This window comes from Marinobacterium sp. xm-a-127 (assembly GCF_013283425.1).
Classification (GTDB): Bacteria; Pseudomonadota; Gammaproteobacteria; order Pseudomonadales; family Balneatricaceae; genus Marinobacterium_E.
Genome location: NZ_WBYH01000001.1, coordinates 683,613 through 700,532 on the forward strand (window position 1 = coordinate 683,613; position 16,920 = coordinate 700,532).

At 49.0% G+C, this 16,920-nt stretch carries 15 protein-coding genes; 10 read left to right on the top strand and 5 right to left on the bottom strand.

Translation table 11 applies throughout. The annotated features are described in order from the left end of the window. Positions 1 to 110: 110 nt before the first annotated feature. The 8 genes from ppnN to XMA127_RS03385 all read left to right on the top strand — a co-directional run bounded on the left by ppnN (position 111) and on the right by XMA127_RS03385 (position 11,415). Positions 111 to 1,478, top strand: coding sequence for a nucleotide 5'-monophosphate nucleosidase PpnN (gene ppnN, locus XMA127_RS03350; protein WP_173480597.1), 1,368 nt, complete (start codon positions 111 to 113; stop codon positions 1,476 to 1,478). Between the two features lie 119 nt (positions 1,479 to 1,597). Further along, positions 1,598 to 2,380 carry a class II glutamine amidotransferase gene (locus tag XMA127_RS03355; RefSeq protein WP_173480598.1) on the top strand — a complete coding sequence of 261 codons (783 nt, stop codon included), beginning with the start codon at positions 1,598 to 1,600 and terminating at the stop codon, positions 2,378 to 2,380. Position 2,381: 1 nt separating this feature from the next. After that, positions 2,382 to 3,968, top strand: a complete 1,587-nt coding sequence (locus XMA127_RS03360) for an AMP-binding protein (RefSeq protein ID WP_173480599.1) — start codon at positions 2,382 to 2,384, stop codon at positions 3,966 to 3,968. Positions 3,969 to 4,067: 99 nt separating this feature from the next. Beyond that, a complete protein-coding gene (hrpA, locus tag XMA127_RS03365) occupies positions 4,068 to 7,982 on the top strand; it encodes an ATP-dependent RNA helicase HrpA (protein ID WP_371731498.1) in 3,915 nt (1,304 codons plus the stop codon). 77 nt (positions 7,983 to 8,059) lie between these two features. Next, positions 8,060 to 8,761: a VacJ family lipoprotein gene (locus XMA127_RS03370; protein ID WP_173480601.1), complete on the top strand. Its 702-nt coding sequence runs from the start codon at positions 8,060 to 8,062 to the stop codon at positions 8,759 to 8,761. 75 nt (positions 8,762 to 8,836) lie between these two features. Further along, a complete protein-coding gene (locus XMA127_RS03375; protein ID WP_173484658.1) occupies positions 8,837 to 10,006 on the top strand; it encodes a PP2C family protein-serine/threonine phosphatase in 1,170 nt (389 codons plus the stop codon). Continuing rightward, positions 10,000 to 10,491, top strand: a complete 492-nt coding sequence (locus tag XMA127_RS03380) for an STAS domain-containing protein (RefSeq protein WP_173480603.1) — start codon at positions 10,000 to 10,002, stop codon at positions 10,489 to 10,491. Before XMA127_RS03375 ends, XMA127_RS03380 begins: the two co-directional genes overlap by 7 nt. Positions 10,492 to 10,971: 480 nt before the next feature. Beyond that, the gene (locus tag XMA127_RS03385; RefSeq protein WP_173480604.1) at positions 10,972 to 11,415 is read left to right on the top strand and encodes a transposase; all 444 of its coding nucleotides are present in this window, start codon (positions 10,972 to 10,974) and stop codon (positions 11,413 to 11,415) included. A gap of 204 nt (positions 11,416 to 11,619) precedes the next feature. On the opposite strand, the gene XMA127_RS03390 is transcribed toward XMA127_RS03385, so the two are convergent. Genes XMA127_RS03390 through XMA127_RS03400 form a run of 3 tightly spaced genes read right to left on the bottom strand, consistent with a single transcriptional unit; the run spans position 11,620 to position 13,971 of the window. Further along, positions 11,620 to 12,534, bottom strand: a complete 915-nt coding sequence (locus tag XMA127_RS03390; RefSeq protein ID WP_173498909.1) for a biotin-dependent carboxyltransferase family protein — start codon at positions 12,532 to 12,534, stop codon at positions 11,620 to 11,622. After that, positions 12,527 to 13,249 carry a 5-oxoprolinase subunit PxpB gene (gene pxpB / locus XMA127_RS03395; protein WP_173498910.1) on the bottom strand — a complete coding sequence of 241 codons (723 nt, stop codon included), beginning with the start codon at positions 13,247 to 13,249 and terminating at the stop codon, positions 12,527 to 12,529. Before pxpB ends, XMA127_RS03390 begins: the two co-directional genes overlap by 8 nt. Then, positions 13,249 to 13,971 carry a 5-oxoprolinase subunit PxpA gene (locus XMA127_RS03400; RefSeq protein ID WP_173498911.1) on the bottom strand — a complete coding sequence of 241 codons (723 nt, stop codon included), beginning with the start codon at positions 13,969 to 13,971 and terminating at the stop codon, positions 13,249 to 13,251. The genes pxpB and XMA127_RS03400 overlap by 1 nt, the downstream gene beginning before the upstream one ends. A 265-nt stretch (positions 13,972 to 14,236) precedes the next feature. Here XMA127_RS03400 and XMA127_RS03405 point away from each other — a divergent pair, with 265 nt between their 5' ends. Together XMA127_RS03405 and XMA127_RS03410 are read left to right on the top strand one after the other, a co-directional pair. Continuing rightward, positions 14,237 to 14,497 carry a type II toxin-antitoxin system Phd/YefM family antitoxin gene (locus XMA127_RS03405; RefSeq protein ID WP_173480608.1) on the top strand — a complete coding sequence of 87 codons (261 nt, stop codon included), beginning with the start codon at positions 14,237 to 14,239 and terminating at the stop codon, positions 14,495 to 14,497. A 3-nt stretch (positions 14,498 to 14,500) separates the two neighbouring features. Next, positions 14,501 to 14,794: a type II toxin-antitoxin system RelE/ParE family toxin gene (locus XMA127_RS03410; protein ID WP_173480609.1), complete on the top strand. Its 294-nt coding sequence runs from the start codon at positions 14,501 to 14,503 to the stop codon at positions 14,792 to 14,794. Between the two features lie 116 nt (positions 14,795 to 14,910). Here XMA127_RS03410 and tal read toward each other — a convergent pair whose 3' ends face one another. Both tal and dusA read right to left on the bottom strand, forming a co-directional pair. Further along, on the bottom strand, positions 14,911 to 15,864 hold the full coding sequence (gene tal, locus XMA127_RS03415; protein ID WP_173480610.1) for a transaldolase: 954 nt from the start codon (positions 15,862 to 15,864) through the stop codon (positions 14,911 to 14,913). A gap of 37 nt (positions 15,865 to 15,901) precedes the next feature. Continuing rightward, positions 15,902 to 16,882 (bottom strand): tRNA dihydrouridine(20/20a) synthase DusA, encoded by a 981-nt coding sequence (dusA, locus tag XMA127_RS03420; RefSeq protein ID WP_173498912.1) that lies wholly within the window; start codon positions 16,880 to 16,882, stop codon positions 15,902 to 15,904. Between the last annotated feature and the right edge of the window lie 38 nt (positions 16,883 to 16,920).

The window sequence follows — 16,920 nt, forward strand, 5'->3', positions numbered from 1 at the left end:
AATCGATGCATTCGCCTTTGGCAAATATGTTCTGCCGATTAGCTGAATGTCATCTATCCTTCATGTATAAACGTAAATAATAACATCGTGATTACGCGAAGGAGAGTGTTATGAGCGATCTATTTGTCAGTGCCAGTGTCAAACCTCTTGAGAGTTTGGATATGCTCTCACCCTATGAAGTAGAGCGTATTCGGGATCGAAGCGATTCTGGGCTATACCCTCTATTTCGCCAATGCGCTTTGGCGGTACTCAACTGCGGTAGTGAGATGGACTGTACGGCCGAAGTGCTTGAGAAATACCAAGATTTTGATGTGCACATCGTCAATAAACACCGTGGTGTGCAGCTGGATCTGATCAATGCACCAGCGTCGGCTTTTGTGGATGGTGAGTTGGTCGATGGTATTCGTGAGCACCTTTTCTCGGTGTTACGAGACCTTGTCTATGTAGTAGACGAGCTTAATGATGTCTGTGAGGGCTTAACGCCAGGTGAGAAACTGACCAATACAGTATTTCACATTTTAAGACACGCTAAATCGCTAAGACCCAACATTAAACCCAACATTGTGGTCTGTTGGGGCGGTCACTCTATTGCTCGCCATGAGTACGCCTACACCAAAAAAGTGGGTTACGAACTGGGCTTAAGAGGCCTCAATATCTGTACCGGCTGTGGCCCGGGTGCTATGAAAGGTCCAATGAAAGGGGCCACCATTGCACACGCTAAACAGCGCATTAGCGACCCAAGATACATAGGCATTACTGAACCCGGCATCATTGCGGCTGAATCGCCCAATCCGATTGTCTCTGAACTGATTACCATGCCGGACATTGAGAAACGCCTAGAAGCTTTTGTGCGACTCGGTCATGGCGTCATTGTATTCCCAGGCGGAGCGGGCACAGCAGAAGAGATTCTCTACATGCTTGGCATCTTGCTTCAAGAACAGAATCGCAATGTAGAGATGCCCTTTATCTTTACAGGCCCTGCAGGTAGCGAGGCCTACTTCGAGCAGATCGATCAGTTTGTTAAAGCGACGCTCGGTGAAGAGGCCAGCAAGCTGTATCAGGTTGTGATTGATCATCCGTCGAAAGTGGCTGCATTGATGAAAGAGGGTCTCAACCGAGTCACCGAACAGCGTAAAGAGTCCGGTGAGGCTTACCACTTCAACTGGCAACTGCAGATACCTTACGAGTTGCAACTGCCTTTTGAACCGACACACGACAATATGGCCGCGCTGAATCTTCACAAAGGTCAGCCGATCTCTGAACTGGCGTCAGAACTTCGTAAAGCACTATCGGGTATTGTCTCAGGCAACGTTAAAGAGCCTGCTGTTAAAGCGGTTGCGGAAAAGGGGCCTTTCATCCTAGATGGCGATCCCGAGGTGATCACTGCACTCGATAAATTGTTGAATGGATTCATTGAGCAGCGTCGAATGAAGATTGATTTTGCGGGTTACGTTCCCTGCTTTAAGCTTGCTAGTTAACTTAGAAGGATGACTGGCTTTAGCCTGTCATCCGCAATCTAGTTAATCTCCAAAATAGAGGTCAGCCCCCGGTCGTTTAATCAGTTATACTTCCACTAGCTTAAAGACAGGGAGTCGCTATGTGTGAGTTAATGGGTATGAGCGCTAATGTACCCACCGATATCTGTTTCAGTTTCGCCGGCTTGATGCAGCGTGGCGGTGGTACTGGACCGCACAAGGATGGATGGGGTATCGGTTTCTACGAAGGAAAGGCTCAGCGAGCCTTTCATGACCCGCAACCCAGTGTCGACTCACCCATTGCTCAGTTGGTCTGTCACTACCCGATCAAAAGCAAGAACGTCATCAGCCATATTCGCCAAGCCAATGTAGGTTCAGTCAATCTAGAAAATACCCACCCATTCAGTCGCGAACTCTGGGGTTTTACCTGGACCTTTGCCCACAACGGACAGTTGGATCCGGTGATTTTTGATTGGCCTCTACGCTTTTACAAACCAGTGGGTACCACCGATTCGGAGTATGCCTTCTGTTGGTTGTTGGATCAGGTTCGACTAGCCTTTCCAGAACCTCCCCAAAAATCGGAACCTCTGTTTGAATTGATTACCCAGTGCTGTCATAAGCTTCGTGCGCTAGGGGTTTTCAATATGCTGCTGTGTGACTCCGACTGGCTCTTCTCATACTGCACTACTAAATTGCATTGGATTACCCGGCGCGCGCCTTTTGGTGTCGCTCAGCTAAAAGATTGTGATTTGACGGTCGATTTTAGAGGGGAGACACAGGAGAACGATATCGTCACAGTGATCGCGACAGAGCCACTGACCGATAACGAGGTATGGCAGCCTATTCAGTCAGGTGAAGCTCGGGTATTCAAAGAGGGAGAGACCTGCTTCTATCGCAGTGAATAAGATGTCTCAATTGCCCCTCTCAATAAACAGCCTTTCGCAACTGCCTCAATGGTTATCAAACCAATACGCCAATGCACCTGCCGTACGGGAGGGTAATACACAGCTATCCTTCTCTGAGCTGAATGGTCACTGCCGCGCCGTGTCACAATGGTTTGTCGAGGTTCTAAACCTCTCAGCAGGGGATAGAGTCATTGTTCAGATGCCCAATGGTGCTCACTACCCGGTGCTGTTAATGTCGCTTTGGCGTGTCGGTTTGGTTCCAGTCTGTTTGACAACCTCCGCTGATATCACCGAGTTAGAGCGGGTCGCGAAACTGACGCAAGCCAAGGCACTGATTGCCTGTCACTCACACTCTAACTTAGCCGAATTAGCAGTCCGTCGAGGCCATGGCCTAACCACTGTAAGCTGCTCCCCTGAAGACTTTTCAAATTGGTTTCTGTTTCCACTTAAGCGACTTTGGCGCCATATATGCAAACGCTCACCCAATTTGGCGGATTTTCAATTTCGTGAAGCGATTGTCTATCACTCAGACTCCTTGATGCTCAGTGCACGATCAGAGGTGGATGAGGTGGCAATGATACAGCTGACCAGCGCTACCACGGGGCAGGCAAAAGCGGTGCAATTGAGTCACAGAAACCTGCTCAGTAATGTTGGGCAGTTAAATCATCGGCTTGTAGATATCGGTATCTCTGGCCCGCAAAGATTACTGATGCCCTTGCCGATCTATCATAGCTACCCCTCAATGATCTGTTTAATGACCTGGTGTCAGGGTGGGGTGGTTGAGATGGCATCGGATGTCAAAGAGATCAATCACATTGCAGAGCTGTTTGATCGTTTTCGCCCGACCCTGTTTGCCGGTGTGGCTCCACTCTTTATGGGCTTAGTACAGCATCCGCTCTTTCCTCAACTCGACTTCTCAATGCTCAAATGCACTCTGTCAGGTGGTGCACCACTCAATCAAGCCATTGGTGATCAATGGCAAGCGATCACTCACTGCGTTATCTCGCAGGGCTATGGCCTAACCGAGTGTTCACCCGTTGTGACGCTGGACTCGAGTGGCAGGTTCGTGACCGGCGCAGTCGGTCGACCGCTGCAAGAGACTGAGGTACGTATTCAAGATGAGTCTGGCAGTGAACTGCCTCAAGGCAGTGCAGGAGAGATCTGCATTAGAGGCCCCCAAGTGATGTTGGGGTATGCCGGTCAAGTTGACACCCAGTTTGAGCAAGGTTGGTTTAGGACAGGTGATATAGGACGTGTGGACCCAGATGGTTCACTGCATATGATTGAGCGCCAGTCTGATGTCATCTCACTGGTTGGAAACTTTAAGATTTACCCCTCTGAAGTCGAAGCGCTCATCTCCCAGCACCCTGACATCACCGATTGTGCCTTCGGCAGTTATCAGGAGGATGGCGAAATCAAGCTCCGTCTATTCGTAGTGACCAACAACCGTCGTTTGACGCAGAAAATGATCCGTAACTACTGTCGTCAACGTTTAACGGCCTATAAAGTCCCACATCTTATTGAGCTGAGACGGGCTCTGCCCCATAGCTCTGTCGGTCGAGTATTACGATCGGGACTGGTTGATTAACCCTAACCCTTGGGCCAAACCAACTATTTAATCGCTTCTCTGGCAGCCTTTTTACCAGTTGGGTAAAATTCGCGGCTATCAAAAATTATGAGTCCCATTGTGCATCCGACATTAAAACCGTTTATTGACCGCCTCGAGCGTTGCCAAATACGCGACCAATACCCTATTCGTCGTGCATTGGAACGACTCTCCGAGGCAGCAGAAATCGATGAAACGGCACTGCAAAAGGCGGTTGAACGCATAGAGCGATCGGAAGCGATAGTGGCGCAGAAGACCGAAAAAGCTCTGCTACCGATCGACTACCTAGACCTGCCGGTGACGGGTGCACGCCAAGAGATACTCGATGCAATCCAGCATAACCAAGTGGTGGTGGTCGCAGGTGAAACCGGGTCCGGTAAAACGACCCAGTTGCCAAAACTCTGCCTAGAGTTGGGGTTAGGCTGTAAAGGGTTGATTGGACATACACAGCCACGACGATTAGCCGCGCGCACGGTTGCCAGTCGTATTGCGGATGAGTTGAAAACTGAACTGGGCTCTAGAGTCGGTTATCAAGTTCGATTCCACGATCAGATTGGCGAAGAGACTCAGATTAAACAGATGACGGACGGTATCCTTCTGGCCGAAACTCAGCACGATCGATACCTGAACAAATACGAAGTCATCATCATCGATGAGGCGCATGAGCGCAGCCTCAATATCGACTTCTTATTGGGCTACTTCAAACGAATTTTGCCTAAACGCCCCGATCTTAAGTTGATCATTACCTCTGCAACCATCGATGTGCAGCGTTTCTCGAAACACTTTGGTGATGCACCTGTGATAGAGGTCTCCGGAAGAACCTTCCCGGTAGAGACACTCTACCGCCCATTGAACGAATCCACGGATGAGGATGATGAGGCGAGTGGTGATATTCAGCAGGGCATTCTCAACGCTGTCGATGAACTCATTGCCATCGACAGAGCTAAACCGAGTGGTATGCCTGGCGACATTCTGATCTTTTTACCGGGTGAACGAGAGATTCGAGAGAGTGCAGAGAAATTGCGCAGGGCTGATCTCAGAGATGTCGAGATTATGCCGCTCTATGCAAGGCTGTCGTTAGCGGAACAGAACAAGGTCTTTACCTCGGGTCGCTCAGCAGGGCGTCGTATCGTCTTAGCCACCAACGTGGCAGAGACCTCCGTGACAGTGCCGGGGATTCGTTATGTCATTGACCCCGGTCTGGTTCGCATGTCGCGCTACAGTTATCGATCTAAGGTACAGCGCTTACCGATTGAGCCAGTGTCACAAGCGAGCGCCAACCAGCGTGCAGGTCGCTGTGGGCGAGTAGCTCCCGGCACCTGCATTCGACTCTACTCGGAAGAGGATTTTCTCTCTCGTCCTGAGTTCACCGATGCGGAAATTCGTCGAACCAATCTCGCCTCCGTTATTCTGCAGATGCTGCAACTTCGATTGGGTGATATTGATCGTTTTCCCTTTATCGATCCACCCGATAAACGCTTCATCAATGATGGTTATAAACTGCTTGAAGAACTGCAAGCGGTCGATGCAAAGCGTTCAATCACCAATTTGGGTAAACAGCTGGCGCGCTTGCCTGTCGACCCAAGGATTGCACGTATTATTGTTGAAGCGGGTCGTCAGCACTCACTGCGTGAGATATTGATCGTTACCAGTGCGCTGAGTGTCCAAGACCCTCGCGAGCGTCCGCAGAATAAGCGCCAAGCAGCCGATGAAAAACACAAGTTGTTCCATGACGAGAAGTCCGATTTCATCACTCTGATTAATTTGTGGAATGCCTTTGAGGAGCAACGCCTTGAGCTGAGCCAGAATCAACTGCGCAAGTGGTGTACTAAACACTACCTTAGCTACCTAAGAATGCGAGAGTGGCGAGATCTGCATCGACAGCTGCATCTGAGCATCAAGTCGCTTGATCTGAAAGAGAACAGTGAGCCAGCCAGTTACGATCAGGTTCATCGAGCAATTATCTCGGGTTTCTTGGGACACCTCGGTTTCAAGCAGGAGCGTGGTGAGTATCTTGGTGCGCGTAACCGCCGCTTTAAAATATTCCCTGGCTCAGGCGTATTTAAGCAGGCACCGAAGTGGGTGGTCGCTGCAGAGATGATTGAGACCAGTCAGCTGTTTGCTCATACCCTTGCCGAGATTAACCCAGAGTGGGTTGAGCCCTTGGCTAAGCACCTCATCAAACGTAGCTACTTAGAGCCGCATTGGGAGAAAAAACGTGCTCAGGTAGTGGCCAGTGAGCAGGTCAGACTTTACGGCCTAGTTATTGTGCCTAAACGTAAGGTGCACTATGGTCCGATCGATCGCGAAGTCTCCCATGAAATTTTCATTCGAAGTGCACTGGTCGAGGGTGAATATCAGACTAAGGCGCCGTTTTTCCAACACAATCGAGATCTTTTAGAGTCCGTTGCCGCGCTTGAGGATAAGTCGCGCCGACGCGATCTGTTGGTCGATGAAGAGACACTGTTTCAGTTCTACTTAGAGCGTCTGGATCAACACGCGGGATCAGATATCGTCAACGGAGCTGGGTTTGAATCTTGGCGCAAAAAAGCAGAACAGGCCTCCCCTAAGCTGCTCTTTTTGACCGAGCAGGATGTGCTGCAACGCTCGGCAGATCATGTTCGAGATGAACAGTACCCAGAAGTATTGTTGATCGAGGGTGCGCCTTTAAAGCTGAGCTACAAATTTGAGTTAGGCGCGGTCGATGATGGCTTGAGTATTGATTGCCCTCTGCCACTGCTGCCAAGGCTCAGTACTGAACGTCTAGCCTGGCTGGTACCGGGTATGTTGGCCGCCAAGCTTGAGGCGTTGCTGCGTGGCCTGCCTAAGGCTGAGCGTAAACAGTTTGTGCCGATCCCCAACTATGTCACTGAGTTAATGGAGAAACTGGCGTTTGGTGATGGTGACCTGTTTGAGGCTGTGTCACTGCAGCTGCTGCGTCTGACTGGGCACCGTGTTCAGGTGGATCAGCTGAAAAGTGTGCAGCTTGAACCGATTCATCAAGCCAATATTCGCGTAATCGATGAACAGGGGAACCTATTAGGGCAGGGGCGTGATTGGTCCGAGCTACAACGTAAACTGGGTGATGCGGCACAGACAGCGATTCAGCAAGCACCTAAACAGAGTTGGGGTGAGACAGAACTAACGGAGTGGAGTTTTGGCAAACTCGATAAACAGAAAACCGTTAAACATGCAGGCGGTATCGAAGTTGAAGCCTACCCTGCACTGATCGATAAGGGTGAGAATGTCGAGCTGACCCTATTGAGCCAGCCCTTGGATGCACAACGCCAGTCACATCGAGGTGTGGCACGTTTGGTGCTGATCTCACTGCAAACTCAGGTTAAAGATATTCGTAAAAGCCTGCCTAATTTGGCGCAAGCGATTCTGCAGGCGGGTAAGAAATATAATGAACGCTTCCTGCAAGAGCAGATCATCATGGCCGCGGCATTGAGCCTGATCGATCAGGATAATCTGCCTACCAGTGAGTCGGAGTTTAGCCAAACTCGAGATCGGGTGAGAGCCGATCTGCATGAGCAGGCCAAAACCATTGCAGCCTTTGTCATAGAACTTCATCAACGCGTGCATCGCATATCGAAGACGTTGAACGGTAAGGTCTCATTAGAGACGGTACCGGTACTGAATGACATTCGTGCGCAACTTGATCGATTGATTGATAAAACCTACCTCACCGAGACGCCACCGCAGTGGCTGGCACATCTACCGCGCTACCTCAAAGCGATTGAAGTGCGATTAGATAAGTACCAAAGAACCCTACGCCAGCAGGTTTTGTGGTCGGATGAGCTGGTTAAATGGCAACAACAGTATGAAGCAGCCGTTGCCAAAGCGCGTGATACTGGCGAAGTGGGTAGCGAGTTGATCGACTTTAAGTGGTGGATCGAAGAGTACCGAGTCTCACTGTTTGCTCAAGAGCTTGGCACAGAATTTAAAATTTCTGAGAAGCGTCTTAAGCAGAGGTTCACAGAAGTTTCTGGATAATAGATCCATTAAAGAATTCTTGGCCTATACTTCATAAATCATTGGTTAGGCGCTAACGGATAATTAGGTAGTTTTTAATGAACGTTTTAAATAAGTTGTTGGCTCTTTTTGTACTGAGTCTGTCACTCAATTCGGTCACAGCAGTGGCTCAAGATTCGGAGTTAAATGACCCTTGGGAAGGCTTTAACCGTGGTGTCTTCAACTTTAATGAATCCCTAGATCGCGCCATTCTTAAGCCGGTTGCTCAAGGTTACCGTTTTATCATGCCAGATGTGGCCGAGCAGGGCGTCAGTAACTTCTTTGATAATCTGCGTGATGTGGTCACCTTCTTTAATAACGTTCTTCAGCTTAAACCCGTTGAAGCAACCCAGGATCTATCGCGCGTTCTCATCAACACCACCATCGGTATTGGTGGTCTGTTTGATGTGGCATCAGCCATGGATATTCCTAAAAACGATGAAGACTTTGGACAAACCTTAGGTGCATGGGGTGTCGAATCAGGCCCTTACCTTGTTCTGCCTCTGTTTGGACCTTCCACTGTTCGTGATGGGGTAGGTATTATTCCCGATATGTACCTAGACCCACTGAACCAGGTTGAGTCTGATGAGCTACGCTACGGCTTAAAAGCGCTGAAAGTGGTTGATAAGCGTGCGTCGTTGCTTGATCGTGAAGGGGTTGTTACGGGTGATCGTTACACGTTCATTCGAGATGCCTACCTGCAGAAGCGTGAATTCGAAGTCAATGATGGTCGTGTAGAGTACAACGCAGACGACTTCTAACAGCAGTTTACTTCACACCTTCGCAGGAGTAGTCTCGGTACTTAATATGTTGCTACTTGTTTGACGAAACCTGCGATGGATTCACAAGAGACTCGAATTTTAATCTACTCCTCGGATACCGAGACCATAGATGCTATTTTTGATCTTTGTGAATTGAGCCAGGTGGATGGTCTTAGATTGGCCACCTGCGCGACACTCGATGCCGTCGAAGATTATCTAGAACACCACTCTACCTCGCTTCTCTTTTTCGATTTCCACTCCTTTCCTGAAACTCAGCAACTCAGTGAATTAGCGCAACGAGTCAGTCCAAAACCGACCATCGCATTTATCTCTCAGCTTGAACAAAACACGCTCGTGCGAGCCCTTCGTAATGGGGCCGATGGTGTGTTCAGTCTTGATGAAGTGCGCAATGACCCGTTAAGTCTGGTGCGCTCATTAGATCGCCAACTAGACCGTGCCATCGCGATTGAATCGGCGCGCTACTTAAGAGATTCACTGAGCCAGAGTTTAGAAGAGCTAAAAGCCGATCAGGATGCGGCTGCGCAAATTCAGCAGCGACTGCTGCCGCCTACTCATCAATCGCTTGATGAATCGCTTAGCTGCGAATATCTGTTGCGACCCTCACTTCTGTTGAGCGGTGACTTTATCGATCTGATTCCGCTGAAAAACGATCAGTATCTATTCTATTTGGCTGATGTGTCAGGACACGGAGCCTCGTCCGCACTGGTGACAGTACTACTAAAAAACATGACCAATCGCCTACAACGAGCCTACTTTAAAGGCGAAAGTGATCGGTTGGAGAATCCACAACAGCTGTTAGAGCACTTCAATAAAGAGATTCTACTGACCAGTTTTGGTAAGCACATGACGATGTTGATTGGTGTGGTTGATACCAAAGCCTCAAAACTGACCTATAGTATAGGTGGGCATCACCCCTCTATGGTGTTAGTGCAGGGCGATAAAGCGCACTACTTAGAAGGGCGGGGAATGCCAGTGGGGCTGTTTGAAGAGCCGCTCTATGAAGAGCACAGCTGCGAATTGGCTTCTGACTTCTCAATCTACCTCTTTTCGGACGGTATTTTAGAGATCATAAAGGGTGACAAACTCGAAGAGAAAGAGCAGAATCTGCTCCGGTTGTGTCAGGCTGAACAGCCCTCTCCAGAGACTTTGTTAAAACGGGTCGTAGATGAAGAGGCGGAGTTGCCTGATGATGTTGCAATAATGATGGTTTCACGTCGATGTTAACGACAGATGGCGGCTTGTTGTTCGCCTTTCAAGATGGCCACTATGTGGTTAAATTTATTGGTGATGTGCGTCTGACGCTCTGCTCAACAATAGATCAACACCTGCGCTCAATGCTCAGTCGAGATGATGTCACTCATACATTGATCGATCTGACCGAGACCACCAATATCGACAGCACCTCTCTTGGACTGATCGCAAAGCTGGCCGTTAAAAGCGCCAAATGTGATATGCCCCGTCCAACCATCGTTTCAACCAACCCAGATATCACCAAAATCCTATATGCCATGGGATTCGATCACATCTTCTTGCTTTTAGAAGAGCTACCCACCAGTAAGAAAGACCTGACCGAAGTGCCTTTCGTTCAAGAGTCCGACGAAGCCGTGCGCGCTAAAATCATCGAAGCCCACCGCATTCTCATCGACCTAAACGACAAAAACCGAGACGAATTCAAAGGCCTAGTCGAAGTCCTAGAGTGCCAAAAATAACGCCTGCTCCACCGTAGGAGCGGTCTTACAAAGGCCGCGAAAAATCCAGATTCAAGCTCAATCGCCTCATCTGCGATAAGGCTCCAACAGTTAAACCCGCTCCCCAGTTATAGCAGTCTTGCAAAGGCCGCGAAGCTCTCGATTTAAGTCCCATCGCCTCATCTACGATAAGGCTCCAACAGTTCGATCCGTTCCCTAGTTGGAGCGGTCTAGAATAGGCCGCGAAGTTCTCGGTTAAAGTTCCAATCGCCTCATCTACGATAAGGCTCCAACGTTTCCTCCCGTTCCCAAGTTGGAGCGGTCTAGAATAGGCCGCGAAGTTCTCGGTTAAAGTCCCTATCGCCTCATCTACGATAAGGCTCCAACGTTTCCTCCCGTTCCCTAGTTGGAGCGGTCTAGAATAGGCCGCGATAAAAATAATCAAGCAAACCCAGAAATTTCATCTAAGCTAAACGTTTCATAGCAGTCAAGGATGAATGTATGAAACCGGGTACCAAAGCCCTTCGCAAAGGGCGAACCTCAATCCCTAATCAGATCTACCATCTAATCGCGACAACAAAAGACCGACGTCCAGTGTTTAACGATTTTCGGTTAGCCCGATCAGCGGTCTATGCTATCAATAGCCAACCAATATCCACGTTAGCCTACGTCGTGATGCCAGATCACATACATTGGTTACTACAGATGGGGCATGACGCTATTGATTTGGGAAAACTGATGCAATCAGTTAAAACATCCGTATCACGCAAGCATTATCTTCGTTTCAGCCACGGAAATATTTGGCAGCAAGGTTTCTATGATCATGCCATTCGCAGTGAAGAAATTATCGAAGATATTGCTAGATATATAATCTACAACCCTGTCAGAGCAGGGTTGGTGAAAACGGTTCGAGAGTATAGCCATTGGGATGCTAAGTGGGTTTGAAGATGAATCGCCTCGTTGGAGCACTTAGCCTTTCTCGTTGGAGCGGTCTTGCAAAGGCCGCGAAGCACTAGGTTTAAGTCCAATCGCCTCATCTGCGATAAGGCTCCAACAGCTCGAGCCGTTTTCTTGTTGGAGCGGTCTAGAATAGGCCGCGAAGTTTTCGGTTTAAGTGCAATTGCCTCATCTACGATAAGGCTCCAACAATTAAACCAGTTTAGGAACGCGTTTTAGCTGATGTCTAAGGCGATGCTGTGCATGCTCGACAGAGATCGGGTAGAAGAAAACCTCGGTCCCAGGTGTGGCTTGGGCTAGAAGTGCTAGATCGGCTCGGCAGATCGAGCCGATCTTCATATATCCCCCGATCGTTTGGTGATCATTGAGCATAATGATGGGGTGGCCATCGGCCGGTATTTGAACGGCGCCTAGATTGATACCCTCTGATCGAACACCACCGATAGGTGGCTTGATAGGGGTGTCGGCTATCAATCGACAACCCATTCGATCCGTCAGTGGAGAGACTTCAAAACGCGTTTGGAAAAAACGATCAAAAGCCTGCCAGTCATAAAGGTGGCTCTGTAACCCTTTCACTAAGCCCAATCGAATTGAGCGTTTAAACTGTGGAATTTGATCGACTGAAAGAGCCACCGAATCAGTGATGGTTGGAATTAATAGCGTTAGATTATCACCGACCGATAACGCACTGCTTAAGCCCTCTCGGATGCAGGTCGAGGCACTGCCAAAGAGTCTCTCTGTATCAAACCCACCCGATGCCGCTAAATAGAGGCGAGCACCTTGTGACGCGGGTTTGATTTCAAACCGATCACCTTTGTGCAGTTCAATGGTCTGATACTGGTCTACTGGAATGTCGTTAAGAAAGAGGGGTGCTTTTGCGCCGGTGACTGCCAGGCTGACGTCACAACCACTGGTAAACGCAAAACCACCCAGCGTGATCTCTAACAGAGGTTCAGATTCCGCATTACCCACCAAAGCATTGGCGCAGCGCATCGCCCACTTATCGGCCGCGCCTGATTCGGTTATCCCTAAATGAGCAAATCCGGTTCGTCCGTTATCTTGAATGGTAACCTGACCGAGTACCTTAGTGATCGTCCAGCTAGACACAGCTGCCCTCCGACAGAGACCAGCGTTCTGGGCACTGTTTGATCCGCCCAAATGCCTCCTGATTGACGGAGACAAATCGAACCCGATCGGCAGGCTGAATCAGAGAGTAGGGTGCTTGAGTTGGGTTGAACAGCTCAACCGGACATTGACCAATGATGTTCCAACCACCCGGAGAAGCTGCTGGGTAGACAGCCGTCTGTTGATCGGCGATAGCAACAGACCCCGCAGGTACAGAGACTCTTGGCGTTTCCAGTCTTGGAGTTGCGATGCGTTGGTCTACTTCGCCTAGATAAGCAAATCCAGGAGCAAACCCCAGTGCAAAGGCTCGGTAGTCATTGCCGCTGTGGATCTTAATCACCTGATCAACTTCCAGGCGGGACTGTTGTGCCACACGCTCTAAATCCTGACCGACCTCTTCAGAGTACCAGACCGGCAGGTGGACCAATGATGAGTGAATCGATTGACCGGCTTCTAAAGGCTCCTGTTGCAGAAGGATTAGAGCCTGTTTGAGCTCGGACTCACTTATTTTACAGACATCATAGCTCAGCAAAATAGAGCTATAGGATGGAACCAAATCGATGAGAACAGGCGCTAGTCGCTCTTTAAGTAGTGAGTTGAGCTGCCCAACAGACTCATTCAATGAAACACTCAGCTCACCATCAAAGTAGATCATGATGGCGCACTCTGAGGCGGTCTCGAATCGCCACTGTGCCATTAGATGAGCGCTCGAATCTGTTGCACAACCTTGAGCGCCTCTGGATTATCACCATGCACACAAATTGATTCGACCGGAAAGATCAAAGGGGTGCTGTTTTCTGACAGGATAACCCCTTCATCAATTAATCGACGCACTTGGTTAATCGCATCAGACGCTGCATGGACCGCATGGGCTTGATCTCTAGAAACTAATTGCCCTTGGTCGGTGTAAGCGCGATCGGCAAAGGCTTCAAAGATCAGTCCAACCTTTTTACGATCTGCTAAGGCGGTAAATTCAGGATGCTTATCGTTGGCTAATAGCATCAGCTTGAGTGACTTAGAACAGTGATTGATAGCATCCAAAACAGTATCAAACAGCTCACTATCCGCCATCATATCGTTATAGAGCGCACCGTGTGGCTTCACGTACTGAATCGGGTATTGCTCCTCTTCAGCTATCTGACAGAGGGTGTCTAGTTGATGGGTGATCACCTCAATCAACGCTTCCCTGGGCAGAGTCATAGAGGTGCGGCCAAAGTTTTCAGGGTCCGGGTAGGAGGGGTGTGCGCCTACTTCGACGCCGTACTCTTTTGCCAGTCGCAGGGTATCGCGCATGGTCTTCAGATCCCCAGCATGAACGCCGCAAGCGATATTGGCTTGATCAAGCAGCGGCATAAGCTCAGCATCCATGCCAAGCAACTTACCGTTAACGCGTTCGCCTAAATCTGCATTTAATTTCATGCACTCAGTTTAATCGCCCCCAACTTTTGAGTCTATCTACGACTACGTTGGAGCCTTATCGAAGATGAGGCGATAGAAAATCTAATAAAATAAATCGCGGCCTTTATAAGACCGCTCCAACAGGTGGTTGTAGCTTTATCGCAGATGCAGCGATTAGATCTAGAGTGATCCCAGCTTTAGCGAGCTTCCTCTAACGAATTGCAGAATCAAAAACTAATGTCTAGTATAAAGGTTCTATTAACAGGTCCAGCTAAAAGGTTTCTTAATGCGTTTCTCAGAAGATATCGTCCCGCTGAAGGATTTAAAGGTTAATCCAGGAAAAGTGGTCACACATACACAAACAGCCAAACGTCCTGTTCTGTTAACCAGTCGCGGTCGTGGTGTTGCTGTTATTCAAAGCTTAGCTGAGTTTGAAGAGCAGAGTGATCAGTTAGAGTTTGTTAAAGCCGTCGCTAAAGGTTTGTTGGAAGAAAAGCAGGAGAAAACTCTAACCCTCGATGAGCTTAAAGCGGATCTCGGGATCTAAATCGTGCAGATCAAATTCACTCACTCAGCTCGAACGGATCTAAAAGAGATATTGGAACACTTCAAATCTGAAGGTTTAGAGGTGAGAGGCGAAGAGATAGTGGGTGATCTTATTCACGCAATGGAGTTGGTGTTAGAAAACCCTAAAATGGGGCGAGTTGTTCCTGAGTTCCAAGTCGATACACTGAGGGAGCTCATCCGTCCTCCATATCGAGTCGTTTATCGAATCACAGAAAATTGGATTACAGTCGTCAGAGTTTGGCGCTCAGAGAGGTTGATGAAGCCAATTTCAGAGTAGCCTAAAATATCATCGCGGCCTTTGAAAGACCGCTTCAACAGGTTGTTGGAGCCTTATCGAAGATGAGGCGATTGGATTTGGAATGAATCGCGGCCTTTTTAAGACCGCTCCAACAGTTAGGCCTTTGAAGCTAACAGCTTCTCTAACTTAACCTGATCGATCGCGAAGTTACGAATACCCTCTGACAGCTTTTCAGTCGCCATAGCGTCTTCGTTCATGCCCCAACGGAACGCTGATTCGGTTGGGCCCACTTTGGCATCCTGGCTGCTAGCATTCGCTGCAACGAGACGCTGTTCGATAGAACCTGTCGCAGCAGCTAGCTCTTCAAGTAGGCTTGGACCAATGGTGAGACGATCACAACCCGCTAAAGAGATGATCTCGCCGGTATTACGGAAGCTGGCGCCCATGACAACGGTGTCGTAGCCATTCGCTTTGTAGTAGTTGTAGATACGCGTCACTGACTGCACGCCAGGGTCATTATCACCAGTGAAATCAGCGTCAGGAGTCTGCTTTTTGTACCAGTCCAAAATACGACCGACAAAAGGTGAAATCAGGTAAGCACCAGCATCGGCACAAGCCTGTGCCTGAGCAAATCCGAATAACAGCGTCAGGTTACAACGGATGCCGTTCTTCTCGAGTTCACGAGCGGCTTGGATGCCTTCCCAAGTTGAAGCAATCTTAATTAGCACACGGTCTTTGCTAATGCCCTGCGCTTCATAAAGCTCAATCAGACGGTAGGCCTTTTTAAGTGTCGCTTGAGTATCGAACGAGAAGCGTGCATCAACCTCTGTAGAGATATAGCCCGGTACAATTTTAGTGATCTCACTGCCTATCAAAACCGCAAGGTGGTCGGTCATGTTAGCCAGCTGCTCACTGTCACTTCCGCCCTGTACTTTAGCCCAGTTGATCGACTGTTCTAGCAGGTGAGCGTACTTAGGATCTTCACTCGCTTTTAGAAGCAGTGAGGGGTTGGTGGTCGCATCCTGTGGCGTGAACTGTCGAATAGCATCAATGTCACCAGTGTCGGCAACGACGGTGGTCATGGATTTAAGTTGGTCTAGTTGATTCATCTATCTCGTCCTTGTAGCTAATCGACTTAGAGTATCGTTACTCTGTTACAAATTTAAGAGCTTCGCGGAAGGTTTCAACACCCGCTTCGCGTTTATGTCCGTTTTCACTGAGATGGCGTCTAAATTGTTTACCACCGCGCTCGCCATGGAAAAGGCCTAGCAAATGTTTCACCACACCATAGAGTGAATAGCCATTGGCCATGGCGCGTTCAATGTAAGGGATGAACTGTTCTGCCACTTCGATTCTTGCAGGCGGTGTGCCAGTTTCACCAAAGAGTCTAGTGTCTACTTGGCTCAGAAGCGGGTAGGGGTTTTGGTAAGCTTCACGCCCAATCATCACCCCATCAACATGCTGCAGGTGCTCTTCGCACTCATCCAGTGTTTTGATGCCACCGTTGATCACAACCTCTAACTCTGGAAACCGCTGTTTGATCTTATAGACATTGTCGTAGATAAGCGGTGGTACTTCGCGGTTCTGTTTAGGGCTTAAGCCATCCAGAATGGCTTTACGAGCGTGGATGGTGAAGCTGTTGATACCGCATTCAGCAACCGTCTCAACAAACTGCTCTAGCAGCTCGTAGCTGTCGAGATCATCTATGCCTAAACGGTGTTTAACGGTCACTGGGATTGATACCGCTGCCTGCATCTCGCCCAAACACTCTTTAACTAATTGAGGGTGTGCCATTAAGCAGGCACCGATCATATTGTTCTGGACACGATCCGACGGGCAGCCCACATTAAGGTTCACCTCATCGTAACCCCACTCTTCGGCAAACTTTGTGCACTTAGCGAGATCCTCAGGATTACTACCTCCAAGCTGCAGAGCAAGCGGGTGTTCCTCGGCGTTATAGTCCAACCAGCGAGCAGGGTCGTTATGAATCAGTGCACCCGTCGTCACCATTTCGGTATACAGCAAAGTATGGCGAGACATCAGGCGATGAAAGAAACGACAATCACGCGTCGTCCAATCCATCATGGGAGCGACTGAAAATTTGCGGGAGAAGCTTGTTGTAGTCATTAAACACACCAAGGTCTGACCTTCGGTCTGACCCTACT